At 46.8% G+C, this 22,700-nt stretch carries 16 protein-coding genes; 11 read left to right on the plus strand and 5 right to left on the minus strand.

Annotated elements, in window-relative coordinates; all coding sequences use genetic code 11:
* The first annotated feature begins 55 nt into the window (after positions 1-55).
* The 7 genes from AC5JBY_RS05955 to AC5JBY_RS05985 all read left to right on the plus strand — a co-directional run bounded on the left by AC5JBY_RS05955 (position 56) and on the right by AC5JBY_RS05985 (position 10,574).
* Positions 56-3,379, plus strand: coding sequence for a VCBS repeat-containing protein (locus tag AC5JBY_RS05955; protein ID WP_495903647.1), 3,324 nt, complete (start codon positions 56-58; stop codon positions 3,377-3,379).
* The gene (locus AC5JBY_RS05960; RefSeq protein ID WP_495903648.1) at positions 3,376-4,398 is read left to right on the plus strand and encodes a tetratricopeptide repeat protein; all 1,023 of its coding nucleotides are present in this window, start codon (positions 3,376-3,378) and stop codon (positions 4,396-4,398) included. Before AC5JBY_RS05955 ends, AC5JBY_RS05960 begins: the two co-directional genes overlap by 4 nt.
* Positions 4,399-4,568: 170 nt before the next feature.
* On the plus strand, positions 4,569-6,380 hold the full coding sequence (locus AC5JBY_RS05965; protein WP_495903649.1) for an AMP-dependent synthetase/ligase: 1,812 nt from the start codon (positions 4,569-4,571) through the stop codon (positions 6,378-6,380).
* A 317-nt stretch (positions 6,381-6,697) separates the two neighbouring features.
* On the plus strand, positions 6,698-6,868 hold the full coding sequence (locus AC5JBY_RS05970; protein ID WP_495903650.1) for a hypothetical protein: 171 nt from the start codon (positions 6,698-6,700) through the stop codon (positions 6,866-6,868).
* Positions 6,869-7,230: 362 nt separating this feature from the next.
* Positions 7,231-8,694, plus strand: coding sequence for a pyridoxal phosphate-dependent decarboxylase family protein (locus AC5JBY_RS05975; protein ID WP_495903651.1), 1,464 nt, complete (start codon positions 7,231-7,233; stop codon positions 8,692-8,694).
* A gap of 42 nt (positions 8,695-8,736) precedes the next feature.
* Entirely contained in the window at positions 8,737-9,801 is a 1,065-nt protein-coding gene (locus AC5JBY_RS05980; RefSeq protein ID WP_495903652.1) for a branched-chain amino acid aminotransferase, read from the plus strand.
* Positions 9,802-9,881: 80 nt separating this feature from the next.
* Positions 9,882-10,574 (plus strand): SDR family NAD(P)-dependent oxidoreductase, encoded by a 693-nt coding sequence (locus AC5JBY_RS05985; protein ID WP_495903653.1) that lies wholly within the window; start codon positions 9,882-9,884, stop codon positions 10,572-10,574.
* A 73-nt stretch (positions 10,575-10,647) separates the two neighbouring features.
* Here the strand turns inward: AC5JBY_RS05985 and AC5JBY_RS05990 are convergent, their stop codons facing one another.
* The 5 genes from AC5JBY_RS05990 to AC5JBY_RS06010 form a co-directional block, all read right to left on the minus strand.
* Positions 10,648-10,950: an early set domain-containing protein gene (locus tag AC5JBY_RS05990; protein ID WP_495903654.1), complete on the minus strand. Its 303-nt coding sequence runs from the start codon at positions 10,948-10,950 to the stop codon at positions 10,648-10,650.
* A gap of 346 nt (positions 10,951-11,296) precedes the next feature.
* Entirely contained in the window at positions 11,297-11,542 is a 246-nt protein-coding gene (locus AC5JBY_RS05995) for a hypothetical protein (RefSeq protein ID WP_495903655.1), read from the minus strand.
* Between the two features lie 70 nt (positions 11,543-11,612).
* Entirely contained in the window at positions 11,613-13,016 is a 1,404-nt protein-coding gene (locus tag AC5JBY_RS06000; RefSeq protein ID WP_495903656.1) for a HAMP domain-containing sensor histidine kinase, read from the minus strand.
* Positions 13,017-13,706 carry a response regulator transcription factor gene (locus AC5JBY_RS06005; protein ID WP_495903657.1) on the minus strand — a complete coding sequence of 230 codons (690 nt, stop codon included), beginning with the start codon at positions 13,704-13,706 and terminating at the stop codon, positions 13,017-13,019. It abuts the gene before it with no gap.
* A 685-nt stretch (positions 13,707-14,391) separates the two neighbouring features.
* Positions 14,392-15,423, minus strand: a complete 1,032-nt coding sequence (locus AC5JBY_RS06010; protein ID WP_495903658.1) for a helix-turn-helix domain-containing protein — start codon at positions 15,421-15,423, stop codon at positions 14,392-14,394.
* A 1,203-nt stretch (positions 15,424-16,626) separates the two neighbouring features.
* Here AC5JBY_RS06010 and AC5JBY_RS06015 point away from each other — a divergent pair.
* From AC5JBY_RS06015 to AC5JBY_RS06030, 4 genes are all read left to right on the plus strand, one after another.
* Positions 16,627-16,902: an ArsR/SmtB family transcription factor gene (locus tag AC5JBY_RS06015; protein ID WP_495903659.1), complete on the plus strand. Its 276-nt coding sequence runs from the start codon at positions 16,627-16,629 to the stop codon at positions 16,900-16,902.
* 165 nt (positions 16,903-17,067) lie between these two features.
* A complete protein-coding gene (locus tag AC5JBY_RS06020; RefSeq protein ID WP_495903660.1) occupies positions 17,068-18,144 on the plus strand; it encodes an efflux RND transporter periplasmic adaptor subunit in 1,077 nt (358 codons plus the stop codon).
* 57 nt (positions 18,145-18,201) lie between these two features.
* Positions 18,202-21,354: an efflux RND transporter permease subunit gene (locus AC5JBY_RS06025; protein ID WP_495903661.1), complete on the plus strand. Its 3,153-nt coding sequence runs from the start codon at positions 18,202-18,204 to the stop codon at positions 21,352-21,354.
* On the plus strand, positions 21,351-22,691 hold the full coding sequence (locus AC5JBY_RS06030) for a TolC family protein (RefSeq protein ID WP_495903662.1): 1,341 nt from the start codon (positions 21,351-21,353) through the stop codon (positions 22,689-22,691). Before AC5JBY_RS06025 ends, AC5JBY_RS06030 begins: the two co-directional genes overlap by 4 nt.
* The last annotated feature ends 9 nt before the right edge of the window (positions 22,692-22,700 follow it).

The raw sequence follows: 22,700 nt of genomic DNA on the forward strand, positions 1-22,700 counted from the left end.
ATAATAATTATAAGTTGGTTAAATTACAGGAAGCTACACAGCTTCCTGTTTTTTTATGAGAAATCGCAACACCTTTGCCTGCCTGCTACTTGCAATAAGTCCGTTCCTTGCCTGCAAACAAAAGGACTCTCCACCCACTTTGTTTGAACAGATGGAACACACGGGCATTGACTTTGCCAATATCGTTGAGGATAACTCCGACTTCAACATCTTCTCCTATCGCAACTTCTACAATGGCGGCGGCGTAGCCATCGGCGATATCAACAACGATGGCCTGAGCGATGTATTCTTTACTGCCAACACAGGCGGCAACAAACTATACCTCAACAAAGGCAACTGGCAGTTTGAAGACATCTCCGAAAAAGCAGGCTTCACCAACAAAAAGAAATGGAGCACAGGCGTAGTCATGGCCGACGTGAACAACGATGGCTGGCTCGATATATACGTATGCAACGCGGGCTACCAGAAAGAAGTAGACCAGCACGATGAACTATTCATCAATAACCACAACCTTGGCTTTGCCGATTCAGCAGCAGCCTATGGATTAACCGAAAACGATTATACAACCCACGCCTCTTTTTTTGACTATGACCTCGATGGAGATCTCGATCTCTACGTACTCAACAATAGCTTCATACCAGTCAACACACTGAACTATGCCAATAACCGCGATATGCGTGCAAAAGATTGGCCGGTGGCCGACTTCCTCAAAGGCGGCGGTGACAGGCTGCTGAGGAACGACAACGGCAGGTTTACAGACGTAAGTGAGCAGGCAGGTATATTCGGTAGCCTCATTGGCTTTGGCCTCGGCGTCACGGTAGGAGACGTCAACAACGATCACTATCCCGACATCTACATTTCCAACGACTTCTTTGAACGCGATTACCTCTACATCAATCAACAGAATGGCACCTTCAAAGAAGAACTGGAGAAATGGACGCAGCACATCAGCCTGTCATCAATGGGGGCCGACATGGCTGATATCAATAACGACGGGTATCCCGATATCTTCACCACAGATATGCTGCCCGATGAAGAGTATCGCTTAAAAACAACGGCATCTTTTGAGTCGATTGATGTGAACCGCCTCACCATCAAAAAAGGCTTCTATCACCAGTACATGCAGAACGCACTACAGGTAAACAACAAAAACGGCCGCTTCCTCGAAACATCCCATTACAGTGGAGTAGCGGCTTCCGATTGGAGCTGGGGCGCACTGATATTCGATGCAGACAATGACGGCCTTTCAGATATCTATGTATGCAATGGCATCTACCGCGACGTCACCGATCAGGACTTCATAGATTTCTTTGCCAATGAGGTCGTACGCAAGATGGCCCTCACCGGAAAAAAAGAACAGATCGATGAGATCATTTCCAAAATGCCCTCACGCCCCATTGCCAATAAAGCCTTTAAGAACATGGGCAACCTGCAATTTGCAGACATGGGCCCTTCCTGGGGCATCACCAAGCCATCCTTCTCCAATGGCGCAGCCTATGGCGATCTCGACAACGACGGCGACCTGGATATGATCGTTAACAACGTCAACGAAAAAGCATTCATCTACCGCAATAACAGCCGCGAAACCACGGGCAACCATTACATAGGCATCAACCTCAAAGGAAAAGGAAGCAACACCTTCGCCATCGGTAGCACCATCAAGGTCTACCAGGGAGGCCAGGTGATGACACGCGAAGTAATTCCCGCCCGGGGCTTCCAGTCATCCATCGACTACAAAGCCATCATCGGGTTAGGTAACAAGCCGATAGATTCAATGACGATCATTTGGCCCGACCGTACTTATACCCACTACGACAAGCTGGCCAGTGATTCAATGTACGTCATTCAGCAGCCTAATGGTGGCAATATAGCGCCAGAGCTTATGCCCGCACCGGTACAACCACTATTGGAAGTAATCAGCAATAACTTCGACAAACACACCGAAGATGATTACGTAGACTTTTATTACGAGCGCAACGTGCCTATGATGCTTTCCCGCGAAGGTCCCAAAGCCGCTTGCGGCGATGTGAACGGTGATGGCCTGATCGATGTGTACATCTGCGGAGCTGCCGGAACATCCGGGCAACTATACCTGCAAACAAACAACGGCTTTGTAAAAAAGCCGGAAAAGACCTTCGATCAGTTTGTCAACTTCGAGGACGTAACAGCGCTATTCTTTGATGCCGATAAAGATGGAGACCTCGATCTATTTGTAGGATCAGGCGGCAACAGCCATCCCATAGGCAGCCGCGAAATGCAGAACAGGCTCTACTTCAATGATGGCAAAGGCAACTTCACCATCCACATCGATGCCCTGCCCGCCAATGATGGCAACACAGCAGTTGTATTGGCAAACGATTTTGATAGCGATGGCGATCTCGATCTTTTTGTAGGCAGCCGTAGCATCCCCGGCAACTATGGCACCTCACCACAGAGCTACTTGTTGCTCAACGATGGAAGCGGTAAGTTTACCGATATCACCAAAGCGAAGAATCCTGACCTTGCTACGATAGGGTTGATAACCGGAGCAACACTGGCCGACATTACAGGCGATCAAAAACCGGAACTGATCATTGCAGGCGAATGGATGACCCCGCGCATCTTCACCTGGCAGCAAGACCACTTTACAGAAGTAAAAACCAACCTCGGTCAGCAATACGGATGCTGGCAGTCAATAGCCGCTGCCGATATAGACAACGATGGCGATCAGGATTTCATCCTCGGCAATATGGGCGAGAACTTTTACCTGAAACCTACACAGGAAACCCCGCAGAAAATATGGATCAACGATTTTGATGGCAATGGAATAACAGATAAGATCATGACACGCACGGTAAATGGAAAAGATGTAACAGTGTTCATGAAGCGTGACCTCACCGATCAGCTACCCTCAGTGAAAAAGCTTACATTGAAACATGAAGACTTTGCCAAAAAGACAATACAGGACCTTTTCCCTGCCGAACTGTTGGAGAAAAGCATGGTAAAAACCATCAACAATGCAGCCTCCTGTATTGCAATCAATGAGGGCAACGGAAAATTCACCATCAGAAAACTGCCCACAACAACACAACTCTCCTGCATCAACAGCATACTTTGTACCGATATCAACAAAGACGGCCTTACCGACCTGGTAATGGGAGGAAATTGCTTTGCCTTCCTGCCCCAGTTTGCCCGCATGGACGCCTCCTTTGGGCACGTATTACTGAACAAGGGCAAAGGAGAGTTCACCGACCTGTCAAATAAACAATCCGGCCTTGAGCTGAGCGGAGTGATCAGGGACATCAAAGAAATACCCGTTAAAGACGGCCGTTGCCTGCTTGTCCTCCAAAATGATGAATTACCAGTACTCTTCCGTTTTCGCTATCTTTGGCCACTATGAAACAATTGTTTGTTGCTACTATCCTGAGCTTATCGATAGGAACCACAATAGCCCAGGATCAGGATTGGAAAGCCTCGCAGGAAAAAGCCCGGGCATTTACCCGTCAGGGCGATTATCCCAACGCGATCATGGTGCTCAACCGTGCATTGGAGAAAGAGAACACCAACCTTGAGTTGAAGAAAGACCTTGCCTTTACCTACTACCTCAATCGCGACTACGTGCGCGCACTGGAAGTGGCAAAACCATTCCCTGAATTGCAGGATGCTGACGTGCAAAGCTTTCAGATATTGGGCATGGTCTACAAAGCCATCGAAGAAGCAAAAGATGCCGAAAAGATGTACAAAGCAGGCCTGAAAAAATTCCCCAACAGCGGCGTGCTTTACAGCGAATACGGAGAAATGCTCTGGAGCAAAAAGAGCTATAGCGATGCGTTAAAACAATGGGAAAAAGGAATAGAAGTCGATCCTAACCACTCAGGCAACTACTACAACGCCTCCAAATATTACTTTTTTACAAAAGATAAAGTTTGGGCATTGATATACGGTGAGATCTTCCTGAACCTCGAAAGCTATTCAAAACGTACACCAGAGATCAAGCAAATAATGCTCGATTCCTACAAAAAGCTCTTCACCGAAGGAGATATCTCCAAAAACCAGGACAACAAGAACGAGTTTGTAAAAACATGGCTGGATATAATGAAGACCCAATCGGCCTACGCCGCAGCCAATGGCATTACACCGGAAACCCTGTCTGCCATCAGGACCAAATTCGTAGTAACCTGGTTTGAAAAATATGCTAAAAAACTCCCATTCCGTTTATACGAATACCAGCAACAACTGCTGAAATCCGGAATGTTCGAAGCATACAACCAGTGGGTATTTGGCACAGCAGGCAACCTGCCCGCCTATGAAACCTGGACCAAAACACACGCGGAAGAATACAACCAGTTCAACACCTTCCAACACAACCGGGTATACAAACAACCCACCGGCCAATACTACCAAACAGCTTCTAAATAACTGATTACACGCATTAACATATTGATAAAGCTCCCCTATGGCGGGAGCTTTTTTTATTACCACATATTTGGTAATTTGATGGCTGATAGCCAGGGAAAAACAACAACAGGGAGAGACCAGATGTTGTAATAACGAGAGCCCCTGAATTATACACGTAAACAACGATTGTTATGACAGAGCCCAGGCGACTTTTTGATTGCATACAATACCACCTCGACCGCACACCCTTGCCCGATATGTTTGCCGGCAAGGAAAACGGCCAATGGCGAACCTATAGCACACAACAGGTAAAAGAAATAGTCGATAAACTAAGTGCAGGCTTGCTCAACCTCGGCGTCGGTGCCGGCGATATGACAGCCGAAGGCCGCGATAAAATAGCCATCATCAGCAAGAACCGCCCCGAATGGTTGATGCTGGATATGGCAGTACAACAAGTGGGCGCTATTCTTACACCGGTATATCCTACCATCAGCATCAGTGAGCTTGAATTTATACTACAGGATGCTGAGGTAAAGATGATATTCGTGAACGACGAAGACCTGTTCCATAAAGTACAAAGCATAAAAGAGCAGGTACCCTCCTTAAAAGATATCTACACGTTCGAACAGGTAGCCGGTGCTAAACATTGGAAAGAAATAATGGCACTGGCCAACGAACAGGCGGCAGAAAAAGTGCGCACCATTGCAGCATCGGTCAAATACGAGGACCTGGCCACCATCATCTACACATCAGGAACCACAGGCAAGCCCAAAGGAGTCATGCTTTCACACAGAAACCTGTTGAGCAATGTAATGGACTCTATACCCTGTTTCCCTCCCGGTGAGGACAATAAGATGAGAGCACTTAGCTTCCTTCCCTTGAACCACGTGTTCGAACGAATGGTTAGCTATGTATACCTGTTCAAGGGCACAGCTATTTACTATGCAGAAAGCCTGGAGACCATCGGCGACAACCTCAAAGAAGTGAAGCCAACGATGTTCACAACAGTGCCACGCTTGCTGGAAAAAGTGTACGACCGCATCATGTCGAAAGGAGCGGAACTGACAGGCATCAAAAAGAAACTCTTCTTCTGGGCACATGACCTCGCCACTCGCTTCGAGATAGATAAAAACATGGGCTTCGGTTACAAAATGCAATTGGCCCTTGCCAATAAACTCATCTTTAGCAAATGGCGCGAAGCGCTTGGTAATAACCTGCTCTGCATAGTAACCGGTGGGGCCGCCTGTCAGGTGAGATTGATACGCATTTTTACAGCCGCTGGTATCCCCATCATGGAAGGATACGGGTTGACAGAAACTTCACCGGTCATCAGCGTAAACCGCTACCAGCAGGAAGGCAGGAAGTTTGGAACAGTAGGGCCACTCATAGACCACATCGAAGTGAAGATCGCAGAAGACGGAGAAATACTTTGCAAAGGACCCAATGTGATGATGGGTTACTACAAGCGCCCCGATCTCACACAGGAATCCATTACCGATGGTTGGTACCACACAGGCGATATCGGTATGTTGGTCGAGAACAAGTTCCTGAAGATCACCGATCGTAAAAAAGAGATGTTCAAAACGAGTGGCGGAAAATATGTAGCCCCGCTGCCGATTGAAAATAAACTCAAAGAATCGCCCTTCGTGGAACAGGTAATGGTAATAGGCGCCGAAAAGAAATTCGTAGGAGCCCTGATCGTACCATCCGTTAGCAACCTGAAAGACTGGGCACGCCAGCAGGGTATCAAAACTACGAATACCGCAGAATTGGTACACGATCCAGCAGTGATACGCATGTATAAAGACTTGGTAGAGAACTTCAACAAATACTTCAACCATGTAGAGCAGATCAAGAAGTTTGAACTGCTCCCCAACGAGTGGAGCATAGAAACCGGAGAAATGACCCCCAAACTAAGCCTCAAGCGCAAAGTGATCATGGAAAAATACCGCGATGCCATCGACCGTATTTACCATGATACCCGCACAGAAACCGTCAGCTAAGCACATTACATATTTCATTCCCTATAAAGCCAGCCCCGTCCAAAGCGGGGCTTTGCTTTATTTTTCAGCCACTTGTTCCTCTTAAAAGTCTGTTCCGCTTGTGCGTTTTTGTCCCGTAGGGACTAAAGCTTTGTAGAAAAACATCAAACAAGGCTATCGTGCCCCAGAGGGGCTACGCTCTATTTGACCCCAGGCACGCTTTTCCGCCATTTCATCCGTCCGAAACAACAGTTCGCGCATGCAGCCATTGCCCGGGCGGCTGAATCGGCGCACATTTGTGCCGTATCAAAGTTGCATTAACCAGCCAACACCTTTGCATGAAAAAGATAGCCATCCTGTTGTGCGTGATCGCCACCATGGGATTTACAGTAGCCAGGGAAGACAAAAACGCCGACGTAGCAGCAAAACCGGCGACCCCCAAAAACGATCGGACCTACGGGTATTTAGAAACAACATCACCGCAATCGTATACCATTACATTGCAGTAAGAAAAACATAACCCGTTGTGCCGTAACACAACAGGCTATATTAGCTTTGATCCCTACGCCTTTCGAAGTTTAAACGTTAAGGAGTCAGCCCCGTAAGGCTGGCTCCTTTTTTATTAGTCAGGCCGCTCCAGCGGCCAGACTAATCTCCCCTCGAAACAAACGTCCCTCTATCAACTTTTCAACCTGTTAACCTTTCAACCTATCCCCCAACTGATCTACTCCAAATTCACAAAACTGAATCTGTTTTTAATCACAATATCTAAGGAAATTTGTGTAACAAAAGCAAAGTGCAAGAATCAGGTTGCTACACACAACCCCCTTTCACAATTTGCACGTAACAATTAAACTAAAACATGTTTCGTATGAAAAGAGCACCGGAGATATTGGAAGAAGAAACATTAGACCCATCAGACTGGGAAGCCATGAAAGAGCTGGGACATCGGATGGTAGATGATATGTTTGATTATCTGCAAACATCACGGCAACGACTAGCCTGGAAGAAGCCAACGAAGTTTGCGCTCAGCAGCATGCAACACCCCCTGCCACAGTTTCCGCAGGATGCAACAGAAGTATACGAGCACTTCTTCACACAGATACTGCCCTACAATACAGAAAATGCACACCCGCGCTTCTGGTCATGGGTACAGGGAGGCGGCACGCCATTAGGCATGTTAGCCGATATGCTGGCGGCAGGCATGAACAGCAATGTGAGCATTGGCGATCACATGCCGATGTATGTAGAAAAGCAGGTAATAGAATGGTCAAAAGAAATGATGGGATTTCCACAGGAAGCCAGTGGTATATTGGTGAGCGGCGCTTCCCTGGCCAATATTACTGCCCTCGTAGTAGCCAGGAATCATTTCAATAAAACCATTCGCAAGAAGGGACTACAGGCGGTGCCTGCGCAGATGATGATGTACGGTTCGGCCGAAACACACAACTGCGTAATAAAAGGAGTGGAAGTAATAGGCATTGGAAGCGACAACTTTCGCAAAATACCGGTAGATGAACAATACCGTGTACGCGTCGACCTGCTCAGACAAATGATACAGGAAGACCGCGCAGCGGGCCACCTGCCCTTTTGCATCGTAGGCAATGCAGGTACGGTAAACACAGGCGCTATCGATCCACTGGAAGAGCTGGCGGCCATCGCAAAAGAAGAAGGCATGTGGTTTCACATCGATGGAGCCTTTGGCGCCATACCCAAAATATTACCTGAGTTTGAGGAACGCTTAAAAGGAGTAGAGCTCGCCGACAGCCTTTCCTTCGACTTCCACAAATGGTTATATGTAAACTATGAAGTAGCCTGTGTGCTCATCCGCGACACAGCCATCCACCGGGAAGCATTTGCTTCGGCAGTCAACTACCTGGTGCAGCATGAACGAGGATTATCAGGCGGCCCCGACCCATACAGCAATTACGGAATGGAGCTGTCGCGCGGCTTTAAAGCATTGAAAGTATGGATGTCGATAAAAGAACACGGCATACAGAAATACCAATACATGATCCGCAAGAACCTGCGACAGGCGCAATACCTCGCAGGACTAGTACAAACAGAACAGGAACTGGAGCTGCTGGCAGAGGTGACACTCAACATCGTATGCTTCCGGTTTAATACCGGCACACATACAGAAGAAGAGCTGAACAACATCAACAAAGAAATACTGATGCGTTTACAGGAACAAGGTATTGCAGCACCTTCCTACACCCTGCTCAACGGAAAATATGCCATCCGTGCAGCCATTACCAATTACCGCAGCAGGATGGAGGATTTTGATATATTGGTAGAAGCCACCCTCCGCATAGGAAAAGAGCTGACCGCATAAAACGCAAAAGGGAAAGTATAGCCATTAATAAAAAAGATCAACATGGAACTCACACAAACAGTTGCCATACGGCCAATCAAACATTCCAGGATACAGGAAGTAGACTTCAGCCACCTCGAATTTGGCAAATATGTCGCCGACCACATGCTGGTATGCGACTATGCCAACGGAACATGGAAAACACCGGAGATCGTTCCCTTTGGAGATCTCACACTGTCACCCACCATACTGGCCCTGCATTATGGACAAACAGTGTTCGAAGGCATGAAAGCCTTCCGCCTCGAAGATGGGCGCATCAACATCTTCCGCATCCATAAACACTACGAACGTTTAAACAGGTCACTCGATCGCATGTGCATGGCCACTGTGCCCGAAGAAATATTTATAGAAGGGTTGCGCCAGCTGATAACACTCGATAAAGAGTGGGTACCGTCAGCACCCGGAACAGCCCTCTACATCAGGCCTTTTGCCTACGCCAGCGAAGCGAAATTCGGTGTCAAGGTATCCGACGAATACAAATTCGTCATCTTCACGGGTCCTGTAGCAGGAGCCTTTCAGAAGCCATTACGTGTGAAGGTGGAAACGGAATACGTACGGGCTGCCAGAGGTGGTACCGGTGCTGCCAAGTGCGGTGGTAACTATGGAGGAGCATACTATCCCACTCAAAAAGCCAAAGAAGCGGGTTATGATCAGGTACTGTGGACAGACAGCAAGGAGAACAAATACATTGAAGAATCAGGAATGATGAACGCCATGTTTGTCATAGATGGCAAACTGGTAACACCACCACTGAGCGATTCTATCCTTGATGGTGTCACCCGCGATTCACTGCTCACCATTGCCGGCGATCTGGGAGTTCCGGTAGAGACCCGTCCTGTGAGCATCGAAGAATTGGAAAAGGCATTCCGTCACCATACAATTACCGAAGCCTTTGGAGCAGGCACGGCTGCCATCGTAGCACCTATCGGAACGATCCATATCAACGGCGTCGACTATCATTTACCCGATTATACGTCCCAGGCAGTTATGTTCCGGCTCAGAGACAAACTCGAAGCCATGCGCACAGGCAAAGAAACAGATATACATAATTGGAATTTTGTGTTATAAAGGATCAACCGAGTCCATGTTGGTTATAACCGGCGTATCCACGCCGGTTTTTTTATAAATTTGTCAATACAATTACTACCATGCCCAAAACGATACTAATCACCGGCGCCAATGGAGGCCTGGGAACAGCCGTTGTAAAGAAATTCCTCGATGAAAACTATAAAGTAGTAGCAGTAGACCATTCCGGCAGCCGCCTGGGCTTTGCCAATAACCACCCACAGTTTGAGCTCCATGCTGTAGAACTTGCTTCCGAATCAGAAAGCGACACCTTTGTCAAAGAAGCCATTAGCCTCTACAAAAAAATCGACGGAGCATTACTGCTGGCCGGAGGGTTTGCTATGGGCGACATTGCAGCCACCGACGGAGAAGCCCTCCGCAAGATGTTCTCTAAAAACTTTGAAACAGCCTACTACCTGACCCGCCCCCTCTTTCAACACATGATGGAAAATGGCTATGGGCGTATCGTGTTGGTAGGAGCAAGGCCGGCCCTGCAACCCGAAGCAGGAAAGAACATGATCGCCTATGCCCTTAGTAAATCACTCCTTATTAAGCTTGCTGACCTCCTTAATGAAGCCGCCAAGGGCACAAACGTGGTAGTGTCGGTCATAGCCCCCAGCACGATCGATACACCCGTAAATAGGAAGGATATGCCCAAGGCAGACTTCAGCAAATGGGTAAGCCCGGCACAGATTGCCGACCTCTTGGAATTCATCTGCTCCGATAAAGGCGATCCCCTGCGCGCACCGCTGTATAAAATATATGGTGAAGCTTAAGATCGACTGAAAATAAAAAAGGTGTAAAGAGAGCCTCTTTACACCTTTAATTCGATAAGCAAGTAACACAGAGCTACACAGTGAGCACACTGTTCCAGCCGCAAACGCCATCGGGCTCCCTCAGCTGGTTTTCAATGTCTTCCATCCACATACGCCCGTCAATAAAAAACTTGTAGTGATACTTCCCGCTGGGCAGCATAGGGATCTCGATCAGCCACATACCATTACCTTTCTTGGAAGGCTGCATTTTCAATTCATCCTGCGCCCAGTGATTAAACGTGCCGGCAAGCGCAATATTACCAGCACAACTGTTGTGAATGTGGAATTCGATCGTCTTCTTCCGCTTGTTAATGTAAGGTGATTGATGCGGTTTCATAGCTTCTCCTTTTTTGAGTGTGACAGGAATGATGTTGGATGCCACGGGTATCGGCACACGCTTTCATAAGGTAGGGACGTGGGGTTGATTAAAACGGGCTGATAAAACAAGGAAGGCGGGCAATCGGTGATACTACTAAATAACTAAGCCAGGCAAGGGAGAAATAGTTCCTTTTTTACGTCCTAAAAGGTACGAAGTGTTGGGGAAATTCAGAAAGACTTTTTTATTAAAAAATGGTTATCGCAAACGGGTAATTTATGGGGCAACATCAATCAGGAGAGAACCCAATAAATAGAGTACGGATTAACAATACGATTACCTATAAAAATCGGGCCGGAATCGTCAATTAGTTGCGTATACGTAAACTGCCGGCAGAGCTGTTTTTTAACCGGATACTATCCAGTAAAGATTGCAGCTTTGATACCTCCTTTGAAAGCCGGAGGTTCACCGCCAGAATAGAATCATTCTGTAATACCAAAGATTGGTTCCTGGTGACAAGCTTTGAATTCTTTTGCCCCAGACTGATCCCGGCAGCAACGACCAGGATGAGACACAGTAAGGGAAACCAGCGAAAGAATAATTGTCTGTTCATACCTTGATAATACAACGCCAAATATGCTTTATTGCCGTTAAACACCAATTAAACAAGCATTAAAAGGCAATTAATTAAGCGCATTGAGGTGAGCAGAGAAAGCCTTGATAGAAGGTAATTGGATAGTGAAAACAGTGCCGGCGCTTTCGTCCGATTGAACGTTGATGTTGCCCCGGTGAATACTGATGATCCGCTTGGCCAGGGCAAGACCAAGTCCAAAACCCTTGATCTGGGTCGTATTATCGGTACGGTAAAAAGGCTGGAATATATGGTCCATCTCCTCTGCAGCGATTACATTACCATGATTCCTCACCTCTACAATAACCTGGTCATCTGCAAAAGAAAGATCAACCCAGGTAGAATGATCAGGCGAATATTTACAACCATTCTCAACAAGGTTCTTGATAGAACTATACAGAAGATCATTATTACCAAAAACGAGGAACTTCTTTTCATCCTCAGGAAACTCGCCAAACTGCAGCTCCACCTGGTACGTAGGACTGATCTTCCGTACATCACTCATCACCTTGAACAACACCTCATCGATTCGCACCTCGTTCAGCTCGATAGTGCCCTGCGAGCCGGTCTTGGCAATCTCCAGCAGGCTCTTGGTAAGCTGCCGCATTTGTTGCACATCCTCGTAAATAGAAGATAACACCTGTTGATATTCAGCAGTATTCCGGTCCTTCTGCAGTGTTACCTCCAATTGACTGGAGATAGAAGTAAGCGGTGTAGAAAGCTCATGAGAAGCATTGGAGATAAACCGCCGCTGGATCATAAAAGACTCCTGCAGGCGATTCAGCAACTCATTGAACGTATTAGCCAATTGGTGTAGCTCATCCTGTCCGCTGCCAGCCTCGATGCGGTGCGACAGGTTCTGAGAAGAAATATCATTCACCTCGCGGATGATCTGGGAAATAGGCATGAGCAGTTGACGGGAAAACAAGTATCCTACGATGGCCGCCGCGGCAATGCCGATCAGCAAACTTGTCAGCAATAGCTTTTGCAATTGCCAGAGACGGTTCCAGCCATCAGTATCATACGACGCTACGACCACCACAATGCGGTTTACAGAATCAGTATGATGGAAAGCAAGCGCATCCCGCTTTTCGATGTGGAAATAAGTCTCGCCATTCAGGCGGGCCTTTTCCAGCATCGCCAAAGGCACTTCGGGAGTTTTCACTCCTTGGGCGTTGAACTCGTACACCGGCTGATTGAGATAATTGAAAATAATTACACTCTTATCGACAAGCGTATTGGTGGAGCCTGAATCGATACGACGCAACATCGCCGTACTGCTGTCGCCGAAATAAGTATATAACTGAGCGTTGTTGTTGGCACGGCCCTTTAACCGTTTCTTAAAACTTTCGAGCCTTTCCAGCGAAGTAAAATAATAAATGGAAAAACTAAGAAGCAACAAGATAGCCGTTACAAGCAACGTGAAAAGAGCAGTTATTTTAAATTTGATCTTCACCTATGCTTGCTCTTTTAAAATATAGCCCATCCCCACTTGTGTATGGATCAGTTTGGTATCGAAATCTTTATCCAGCTTCTTGCGCAGGAAATTAACGTACACGTCGATCACATTCGTTTTAGTATCGAAATCGATATCCCATACATTCAGCGCAATATCGGCACGCGAAACGACCCGGTTCTTATTACGCACTAAAAATTCAAGCAACTGAAACTCTTTGGCGGTAAGCGAAATAGTTTTGTCGGCACGCATCACCTCTTTGCTGTCCAGGTTCATTACAAGATCAGCCACCTTTAACATATTACCGGTAGGAACGTTTTGATAGATACGTTTCAGCAACGCCCGGATACGTACCAGCAATTCCTTAAAGTCGAAAGGCTTCACGATATAATCATCAGCGCCCGCATCAAACCCTTCGATTTTGTCTTCCGTGGCGCTTAATGCCGTGAGCATCACAACCGGAATGCGCTCATCACGTTTACGGATCTCCTTGCAAAGCTCATAGCCATTCATACCCGGTAGATTGATGTCGAGGATGACCAGATCGAACGTATAAGTCTCCACCATTTTCTTCCCGATCAACCCATCATAGGCTACTTCCACGTGATACTGTTGCTCCATTAATCCTTTCTTGAGGGCCTCAGCGATCTTCTTCTCATCCTCTACCAATAAGATTTTAACTTCTTCCATAGCGTAAGTAGATGATTATGCTGGCAAAAATCAGTAAATAATGGCCATCTAAGGGTTTCCTGCTATAAATATCGCATTAAAATGGAATTAAAAAGGTATATACGCACGTAAATCAGGAGGATAAAGAACAAAATCCGGATCACCGGTTTGCATGCCTTGCAGCAGTGGAGAGTCGCTGTTTGAGCATAAACCGGTAATCCGGATTGATTCCTTAAGAACATAAAACCACTCCTCCCTATTACTAAGCAGGAGTGGCCGGTAAGCGATCAACTGGAAAGAGATGCGCCATTTAACCAGGTAGGGCACGCAACATTCTTCATGCCTGGATGTGACACTTGACTCTTTCTTATTTGTGGTTTTTCAATTGATTTCACAATAAGAAATAGCAATCCCGTTACTACAACACGGGAATAAAATTATAAGGCTTTGAGTGATGGCATGTAATCCTTGCCTGGAGCAACTTTCAGAGAGTCTTTAACCAATTGTGAGAAGTCAGGAATAATAACCTATGCTACTGCTGATGAGGATACTAAGTTAGAATTTTTTTTCAAATATTAGTGGCTGCAGAAATTAAAATTCACTTAGCTGCCCTTGTTAGTATGTTAACAAATTACACTGTTAACCACTGTTTGCCCCAAAAATGGGAATTCGTACTGATTGTGAATCATTCTACACAATTGTGCTATTACTGATTCATAAAACCTTTCTTCTTCATACTGCCCGGCGAATAACCATGATGCTTCTTGAAGATGCCAATAAAATTACTCACCTTCTCATAACCCAACATAGATGCTGCCTGATATACAGTCAACGGCTTCTCAAGCAACATAACCTTCGCAAGATTCATTTTCTTCTCCAGGTAATATTCATACAAACTTTTACCAAAGATGATTTTAAAATGACGCTTCAACGTCGATTCACTGAGCGATACCTGCTGCGCTATAGCACAAACATTGGGCAGATTACGCTGCAGATGAGCTTGCAGGATAGCCTCGGCTTCCATCACCTTCAAAAAATGTGCATCCTGGCTTCCGGCAACCCGGGGTATTTGACTATTGAGCATTTTATGCAGAAAGTCAAGGATCAATGAGGTCGCTAACTGGTCAGCATCAGCGTAATCCTCCTCGACACCCATCAGGTGATCAAAAAGCATATTCACCCGGTTGATGACCGAAGGTGGGCACGTACAGTTCAGAATGAGCGGATTACCTTTCTCATTAACCCTGTCCAGAAAATTATCCAATGGTAGCCCAGCCCGTTGAAACTGCTGCGCCAGCCAAAACGAAGTCGCGCTGATCTCGATCACTTGAACAGCCCGGTGAGGCGCAATGTCGAACTTAAGCGCTACATCATTAGCCACCATCAGCGTATTACGCGTTTCGATCTGGCTGAACTGCTCATGACCTGCTATACTTTTCAACCGGCAACTGCCAGGGGTCAATACATATACAATAGTAAAGCGCTTGCTGTCCGGATCTTCGCTACATTTTTGCAACTCGACAGGATGATTGAACACAAGATTGCACGCCCGCAGACAACAACCCGGTTGAACCTGCCGCTTCTTCACCATCCCCTTCGCAAATCCGCCACTTAGTTGCACAATGTCTTTACCGATCACTTCCCCATTCAAGGCCCGGGCAAACTGCTCAAAGTCCTGCACACAGTCCATCGCTGGCAACGGAATACTATAGTTCTTGGTTGGTAACTTTAAATTCATAACTGGTTTTGAGTGATTATAAAATACGGCACACTCTCTCGGAGAGAGAGCAACTTGGGGGGACCTTAAATACATGTGGTGTAAATGATGCTGCAAAATTCTTGCCCCCATCAAAAGCATTACCCAGGAGTGTACCTTATAAATGCAACGTGTATACTAAAATGTGTAGGTAGATCTTATTCATCTTGCGTGAAGTCGGGAATTGGTTTTTCAGTTTGCATGGTTTATGGTTTTAATCGTGTTTTTTCTATCGGTACGTAGTGGCGATCTATAAGTATTTTCTCTTACCATCGCCTTCCTATATATGTAACAAGTAAACTGAATTAACGTACTAAATGAAAGTCAGATTTTTTGTCATTTTTATTTTCTTTTAATTGCTAACAGTGGCGAGCAGCGAAAATTATTGACGAGAGACAATTTTATAATTAAAAGTTGTCCCATAGCGGGAAATATTAGAACGCTTGAAACCTTGTTGTAGAAAGGCTTGCGTAGAACTACTTAATAGATTATTACAGTAAAAAACTCGACAAATAAAAACTAAAAAATATTTTTAGAAATACAAATCTGCACGCAACAGATATTCGTATACTGTTTATCGATACTTAGTAAAAGGAATAAGAAGAGGATGAGATGCATCGATTAAGTGGGTAGTATTATATTCAATATCCCTGAACAAGGCAACAAGCCCAACAAGGGTATAGCCATGAAAACAATTTTTAATTGTTTAAACCGTAGCACAAAAAATTATACAAACTGATTGGTATAAGCAGGGTCATCATTCAATAGGGTATCAATTCACACAGGCGAGCCACCCCAAAAGGGTGGCTTTTTTTTATGCTCCATCCTAAACCATCCTGTTCAACATTGGCCATTAAAAATTAAACATTGCACATTCCTCTTGTCAACTCCAAACTTTATTAAACCCTGAGCCCTTTGATCACCGTTTGACCTTATTAAAGTATCCCACTTGAGCACTGCTTACCGGAAATTAAGCATTCAGCCCTTCTGGTGCCTTCTCGTTGCCTTGCTGCCTCAATGCCTTGTGGCTACAAAAAAAGCAGCACCTTATTGTTTAAACACCTAATTTTGCAATCGGCAACAAATCTTGCCAAATACCTGTTATAATAGACATGTTTTCATTTCGAACCATAAAACTTTCTGCGTGAGTGCCTTGCAAAAGGCAGAACGATTAAAAGATATTTTATGGACGCAAAAAAAGTAGAAAAGATCTCCAAAGCCCTGGCCGACCCCAACAGGCTCCTGATCCTCAAAGAACTCCGGAAAAACAAGAATTGCTTGTATTGTACAGATGTATATGAGTTTGTGGACCTTACACAACCCTCCATTTCACATCACCTCAAGTTGTTGACCGATGCCGAATTGATCATCCCCACCAAGGAAGGGAGAAATATGAAGTACGAGCTCAACAACAAAATGATCGATCAGTATGTTAACTTCCTGCAGGCACTAAAGGCATAACAAATTTTTTTTGGCCGAACATATCGAAGTATTTCGATGTTTCTATAAGTTTGCAGTCCGTTTCCACCGAAAAGCTTGTCACCATTCGCCGAAGTAATTAGCGGGATGGAGTTCTATGCCCTAATACATCGAAATATTTGAATGTATCAATTAAACACCAGATATATGAGTCCACAATTATTCAAGAACCAGGCCTACAAGCTATTACTATTGTTGCTGCCTGTGCTGATCTTCATCCAGGCCTGTGAAACCCAGGCCAACGAACCAAAAGCTGCCATAGCAGCGGCAGCACCAGCCAATCCCGGCGTACCCGCCGATGGCTATATCGTACAGCCTACTACAGTAAGCGAAGAAATAGAGATCACCGGAACACTGGTTGCCAACCAGGAAGTAACGATCGCCAGCGAGTTGCTGCGCAAAGTGGTACAGGTACACGTAAAAGAAGGCAACTACGTAAATGCAGGCGCCCTCCTCTTCCAGCTTGACGATGCCGATCTGCAGGCGCAGCTTGAACGCCTTCGCCAGCAGGAAAAACTGGCAGCACTCAATGAAGCGCGCATGAAAGACCTGATAGCCCATGATGCCGCTATTCAGCAGGACTACGATCAGGCGATTACCAACCTGAATGTATTGAAAGCAGAAATTCGCCAGTTGGCAGTTACCATTGATAAGACACGCATACGCGCCCCCTTCAACGGTCGCATAGGTATTGTGCGCGTATATCCCGGCGCGTTGGTATCACCCAATACAGTGCTCACCAACATAGTAGATGATACCCGAATCAAGGTAGAATTTGCAGTACCGGAAAAATACGCCAACCTGGTAACAATAGGTAAAGCACAACGCTTTACTGTGCAGTCAGATACCGCCTCCTATTTTGCCACAGTAGTAGCCAAAGAATCGAAGATGAATGAGCAGACACGTACGCTGCTGGTAGAAGCCATCGGCAACAACCCACAGACAAAGCTGGTATCAGGACAGAGCGCACGGCTCAGCCTCGCACTGCACACGACCAACAATGCCTTTAAAGTGCCCAGTCAGGCACTGATGCCTTCACCACAGGGATACGCAGTATACGTAGCCAAAGGAAATAAAGTAGCGATAACACCGGTTGTTATCGGGCAGCGCGGAACACAGGAAGTGCAGATCATCAGCGGGCTCAACCAGGGCGACACAGTGATTACGAGCAACCTGCTGCGCCTTTCACCCGGAGCGGATGTAGCATTGGTAAAAGTTAAATAAGCAGGAACCCCTGCAGTCATCCGTCTCAGAATTTATTCTAATTAATACAACATTTGTATGAGTGCCATTTCACAAATGAGCATCTCCAGGCCCGTATTGGCCGGAGTGATGTCAGTACTACTAATACTTTTCGGTATCGTAGGATATACCTTCCTCGGTACCCGTGAATACCCGGTTACAGATTCACCCATTGTCACGGTTACAACAGTGTATCCCGGTGCCAGTGCGGATATTATAGCCTCGCAGGTCACGAAGCCGCTCGAAGAAGCGGTGGCCGAAGCGAACGGAATACGCGCCATGTCATCCGTTTCCCGCGAACAGGTGAGCATCATCACCGTTGAGTTTAACCTCAATGCAGATTTGGAAGCAGCAGCCAACGACGTGCGCGATAAAGTATCCAAGTCGCGTCAGCAGCTGCCAACAGATATTGAACCCACAATCGTGGAAAAATCAGGACCGGCCGACTTCCTGGTGTTCCTCACCGTACAAAGCGACACGAGGAGCCTCGAAGACATTACCGACTTTGTAAACATCAACATCAAAGAAAGACTGCAATCCATTCCCGGAGTGCGTCTGGTAGATACCTACGCAGGCCGCAAAAGAGCGATGCGCTTACGCATGGACCCGGTGAAGCTGGCAGCCTATGGTCTTACCCCCAACGATATCCAGGCAGCCCTGCAGCGAGAGAACGTTGACTTGCCCAGCGGGCGCATTGAAGGACAGAACACCGAAGTAACGCTGCGTACACAAGGACGCCTTGTAACAGAAGAAGATTTCAACAACATGATCATTAGCCAGAAAGATGGTGCCATCGTTCGCTTTAGGGACATCGGTACAGCCATCATGTCGTCTCAGAACGAGCGCACAGCGATGATCGTGGCAGAAGGAAAACAAGCACAATACGGGGTGGGAACAGGCGTGCAGCCCCAGCGCGGTGCCAACTCACTGGCGATAGTGGAAGAATTTAAAACACGCTTTGATGACATTGTAAAGTCAGCACCCAAAGATTACAACATCACATTGGGAAAAGACTTTACAGTGCCGGTGCGCAACTCACTCTCCGAAGTAGAAGAAACATTGTTGCTGGCATTTGGTCTGGTAACGTTGATCATCTTCATCTTCCTGCGCGACTGGCGCAGTACGCTCATCCCGCTGGTGGCAATACCAGTATCCATTATATCAGCCTTCTTCATCATGTACCTGGGTGATTTCTCCATCAATGTACTTACCCTGTTGGGTATGGTACTGGCCATTGGGCTGGTGGTAGATGATGCGATTGTGGTCCTGGAGAATATCTACAGTAAGGTGGAAGAAGGCATGAAACCATTGGAAGCAGCACGGAAAGGCTCCAATGAAATTTACTTTGCGGTGATCTCGACAACCGTTACGCTGGCGGCCGTGTTCCTGCCGATCCTGTTCCTGGGTGGTATCACAGGTAGATTGTTTAAAGAGTTCGCGATTGTAGTAGCCGGATCGGTATTGATCTCCGCATTCGTGGCCTTGACACTGTCACCAATGATGAGCGCCTACCTGCTTAAGCCCGGAGCTACACACGGTTGGCTCTACCGCAAAACAGAACCCTGGTTCGTGAAATTGAACAACGGCTACGAGCGTTCCTTAAAAGCATTCATGCGATTCCGTTGGTTAGGAATTGTATTACTGCTGCTGTCATTTGGTATCGCTTACTTCCTGGCGCCGAAACTGCCTTCAGAATTGGCCCCCTTGGAAGATAGATCGATGGTGGGTCTCGCTGTCATTGCGCCGGAAGGAACATCCTACGAGAGCATGGAAGAAACCATGAAAGAGATCACGGCCTATGTAGCAGATTCCATCCCCGACCTCAACAACAATACGACCTACGCCGGCATTGCAGCCTCAGTAGGAACATTGGTGCAGCCGGTGAATGGAGGCTTTCAATGGATATTCCTCGAAGATCCACAAAAGCGGAAAAGCAAAATGACACAACAGCAGATCTACGAAAAGCTGGTAGTGGCATCCGCAAAATTCCGCAACGTGATCCTGATCCCGATCCAAATACCTACGATCGGAGGATTCTCAACATCGCAACCGGTGGAATATGTGGTGCAGGCCCCTTCATTGGATAGCCTCATAGCAGTGATGCCGAAACTAATGGGAGCGGTGTTTACAAGCCCTAAGCTGGCATTCCAGAACCCGGACTTTAAAGTGAACAGGCCCGAGATCAGTATCTCTATTGATAGGCAAAGAGCTGCACAATTGGGCATCTCAACACAGGAGATAGGACGTACACTCCAGCTGGCATTGAGCGGACGCCGTTATGGATACTTTATCTACAATGACAGACAATATGAAGTGATCGGGCAGTTGGACCGTGTTGAAAGATCGACACCGGAAAACCTGCGCTCGCTATTCTTGAAATCAGCCAGCAATGAAATGGTGTCACTCGACAACCTGGTTACCCTTAAAGAAGGTATCAGTCCACCCGCCATCTATCGGTACAACCAATCATACAGCGTTACGATTGGCGCCACACCAGCGCCAGGCGTGAGCCTTGGAGAAGCGATCAAAGAGTTGGATAAGATCACAGCAGAAGTGTTGCCCAAAGGATTTAGAACACAGTTGGCAGGACAAAGCCGTGATTATGCAGAAAGTAGTTCCAGCCTGATCTTCGCATTCATCTTTGCCATCGTGCTCATCTACCTGGTATTGGCCGCACAGTTCGAGAGCTTGATAGACCCATTCATTATCCTCCTCACAGTACCGATGGCGGTAACCGGAGCATTGTTGAGCCTGTGGCTCACGAGCGAGTCGATCAACATCTTTAGCCAGATCGGTATCATCATGCTGATCGGGTTGATCACGAAGAACGGTATCCTCATCGTGGAGTTTGCCAACCAGCGCAAACACGAAGGATTGAAAGTAAGAGATGCGGTAGTCTCAGCAGCTACATCACGCTTCCGTCCGATCCTCATGACCACCCTGGCCATGATCTTTGGTACACTCCCCATCGCACTGTCACTCGGCACTTCATCCGGAAGCCGTACCTCATTGGGGATCGTGGTAGTGGGCGGACTGATTTTCGCGGGCATCCTTACGCTCTATGTAATACCATCTGTGTATTCATATTTCTCGAGGCCCGCTAAAAAGACAACAGGGGGAGAGGACGCTATACCACACGGTATAGCACCAGTCCCTGCACCAGTTATAGTGAATCCAAATGCATCAATATGAGCAATAAGAAAAAAATAATGTACGCCCTCATTATATCGGCAGGCTTTCTCCTGCCCGGCGTACGCAGCATCGCACAGTCATTATCATTGACCTTGCCCGATGCTGTATCGATGGCCATCAAAAACAACCGGGCATTGAAAATATCGAGCCTGGATATAGATAAAGCAGCAGAAGAAATACGCGTGGCCCGCAGTCTTTCCCTGCCCACAGCCAGCATTGGCGGTCAGTACCTCCACTACTTCGTAATGCCTGCCTTCTTCGGGTTTGGTAATAATGGTGGGGGCGATAAAGTCCCTTACTCCCGCATAGGAGGAAGAGATCAGTTTGCAGCTACATTATCAGTGGCGTACCCACTCTACAATCCATCGGCAAAGCCGGCACTGCGCGAAGCACAACTGAACCAGTATGCACGCCGCACCAACCAGAAGTACAATGAGATAGATGTGGCTGCTGCCGTAAAGCGCGTATACCTTGGTATGTTGGTATTGAATGAAAGACTACAACTCCAATATGAAAGCCTGCAGCGCAATGAAAAAGCCCTGCAGGATGCCCGCTCGCTGTTGGCGCAAGGTAGAGGATTGCGGGTAGATACATTACGGGCATATACGTCCGTGAAGAACCTGCAACCCGATATCCTGAAGTTGAACTATGCCCTGCAGGTAGGCAAGCAGCAGTTGGTTACCCTTATTGGAATAGATTCCTTGCAGGATCTCCAGCTCACTGATTCGCTCACCTTGACAAAAGAGGAGCAGATACCTACGAAGGAAGCATTATATGAAGAGGCAAAAGCCCAACGCCCGGACTTGCAATTGCTGGCTATCAACCAGCAGATCAGCGAACAGCAGATCTTATCGGCAAAAGCACAACGCTTACCGGTAGTATCGGCGATCGGTCAATACCAGGTGCAAAGCCAGGCCAAAGGCGCCAACTTCTTTGACGCATACTGGCCCAGCGCTTCATTTGCCGGCGCACAGGTAACACTGCCTTTATTTACTGGCTATAAGAACCAGGCCCGCATCAGCCAGGCAAAGATCAATAAAGACCAGGCGGCAGTACGGATAACTGACGCACACGAGCAACTCAAAACAGAAGTAGCACAAGTAATAGCCAACCTGAATGAAACATTCGAAAGAATGAAAACACAAGTACAGGTGCAGGAAACAGCAAAGCTGAGCTACGATATCATACAATACCGCTATTCCAAAGGAGTAGCTTCAAGACTGGAATTGACAGACGCGGAACTGGCACTCACAACAGCACAATTGAATTACCTGGAATCGGTATTCGAATACCTGTCAGCACGAATAGAACTGGATAGAACCCGCGGAAGGAATTAAGAAGAAGGT

This window comes from Paraflavitalea sp. (assembly GCF_059502485.1).

Excerpts from the sequence above, each read along its gene's own strand:
- AC5JBY_RS05955 (WP_495903647.1), top strand. The coding sequence starts at position 56 with ATGAGAAATCGCAACACCTTTGCCTGCCTGCTACTTGCAATAAGTCCG.
- AC5JBY_RS05960 (WP_495903648.1), top strand. The coding sequence starts at position 3,376 with ATGAAACAATTGTTTGTTGCTACTATCCTGAGCTTATCGATAGGAACC.
- AC5JBY_RS05965 (WP_495903649.1), top strand. The coding sequence starts at position 4,569 with ATGACAGAGCCCAGGCGACTTTTTGATTGCATACAATACCACCTCGAC.
- AC5JBY_RS05970 (WP_495903650.1), top strand. The coding sequence starts at position 6,698 with ATGAAAAAGATAGCCATCCTGTTGTGCGTGATCGCCACCATGGGATTT.
- AC5JBY_RS05975 (WP_495903651.1), top strand. The coding sequence starts at position 7,231 with ATGAAAAGAGCACCGGAGATATTGGAAGAAGAAACATTAGACCCATCA.
- AC5JBY_RS05980 (WP_495903652.1), top strand. The coding sequence starts at position 8,737 with ATGGAACTCACACAAACAGTTGCCATACGGCCAATCAAACATTCCAGG.
- AC5JBY_RS05985 (WP_495903653.1), top strand. The coding sequence starts at position 9,882 with ATGCCCAAAACGATACTAATCACCGGCGCCAATGGAGGCCTGGGAACA.
- AC5JBY_RS05990 (WP_495903654.1), bottom strand. The coding sequence starts at position 10,950 with ATGAAACCGCATCAATCACCTTACATTAACAAGCGGAAGAAGACGATC.
- AC5JBY_RS05995 (WP_495903655.1), bottom strand. The coding sequence starts at position 11,542 with ATGAACAGACAATTATTCTTTCGCTGGTTTCCCTTACTGTGTCTCATC.
- AC5JBY_RS06005 (WP_495903657.1), bottom strand. The coding sequence starts at position 13,706 with ATGGAAGAAGTTAAAATCTTATTGGTAGAGGATGAGAAGAAGATCGCT.
- AC5JBY_RS06010 (WP_495903658.1), bottom strand. The coding sequence starts at position 15,423 with ATGAATTTAAAGTTACCAACCAAGAACTATAGTATTCCGTTGCCAGCG.
- AC5JBY_RS06015 (WP_495903659.1), top strand. The coding sequence starts at position 16,627 with ATGGACGCAAAAAAAGTAGAAAAGATCTCCAAAGCCCTGGCCGACCCC.
- AC5JBY_RS06020 (WP_495903660.1), top strand. The coding sequence starts at position 17,068 with ATGAGTCCACAATTATTCAAGAACCAGGCCTACAAGCTATTACTATTG.
- AC5JBY_RS06025 (WP_495903661.1), top strand. The coding sequence starts at position 18,202 with ATGAGTGCCATTTCACAAATGAGCATCTCCAGGCCCGTATTGGCCGGA.
- AC5JBY_RS06030 (WP_495903662.1), top strand. The coding sequence starts at position 21,351 with ATGAGCAATAAGAAAAAAATAATGTACGCCCTCATTATATCGGCAGGC.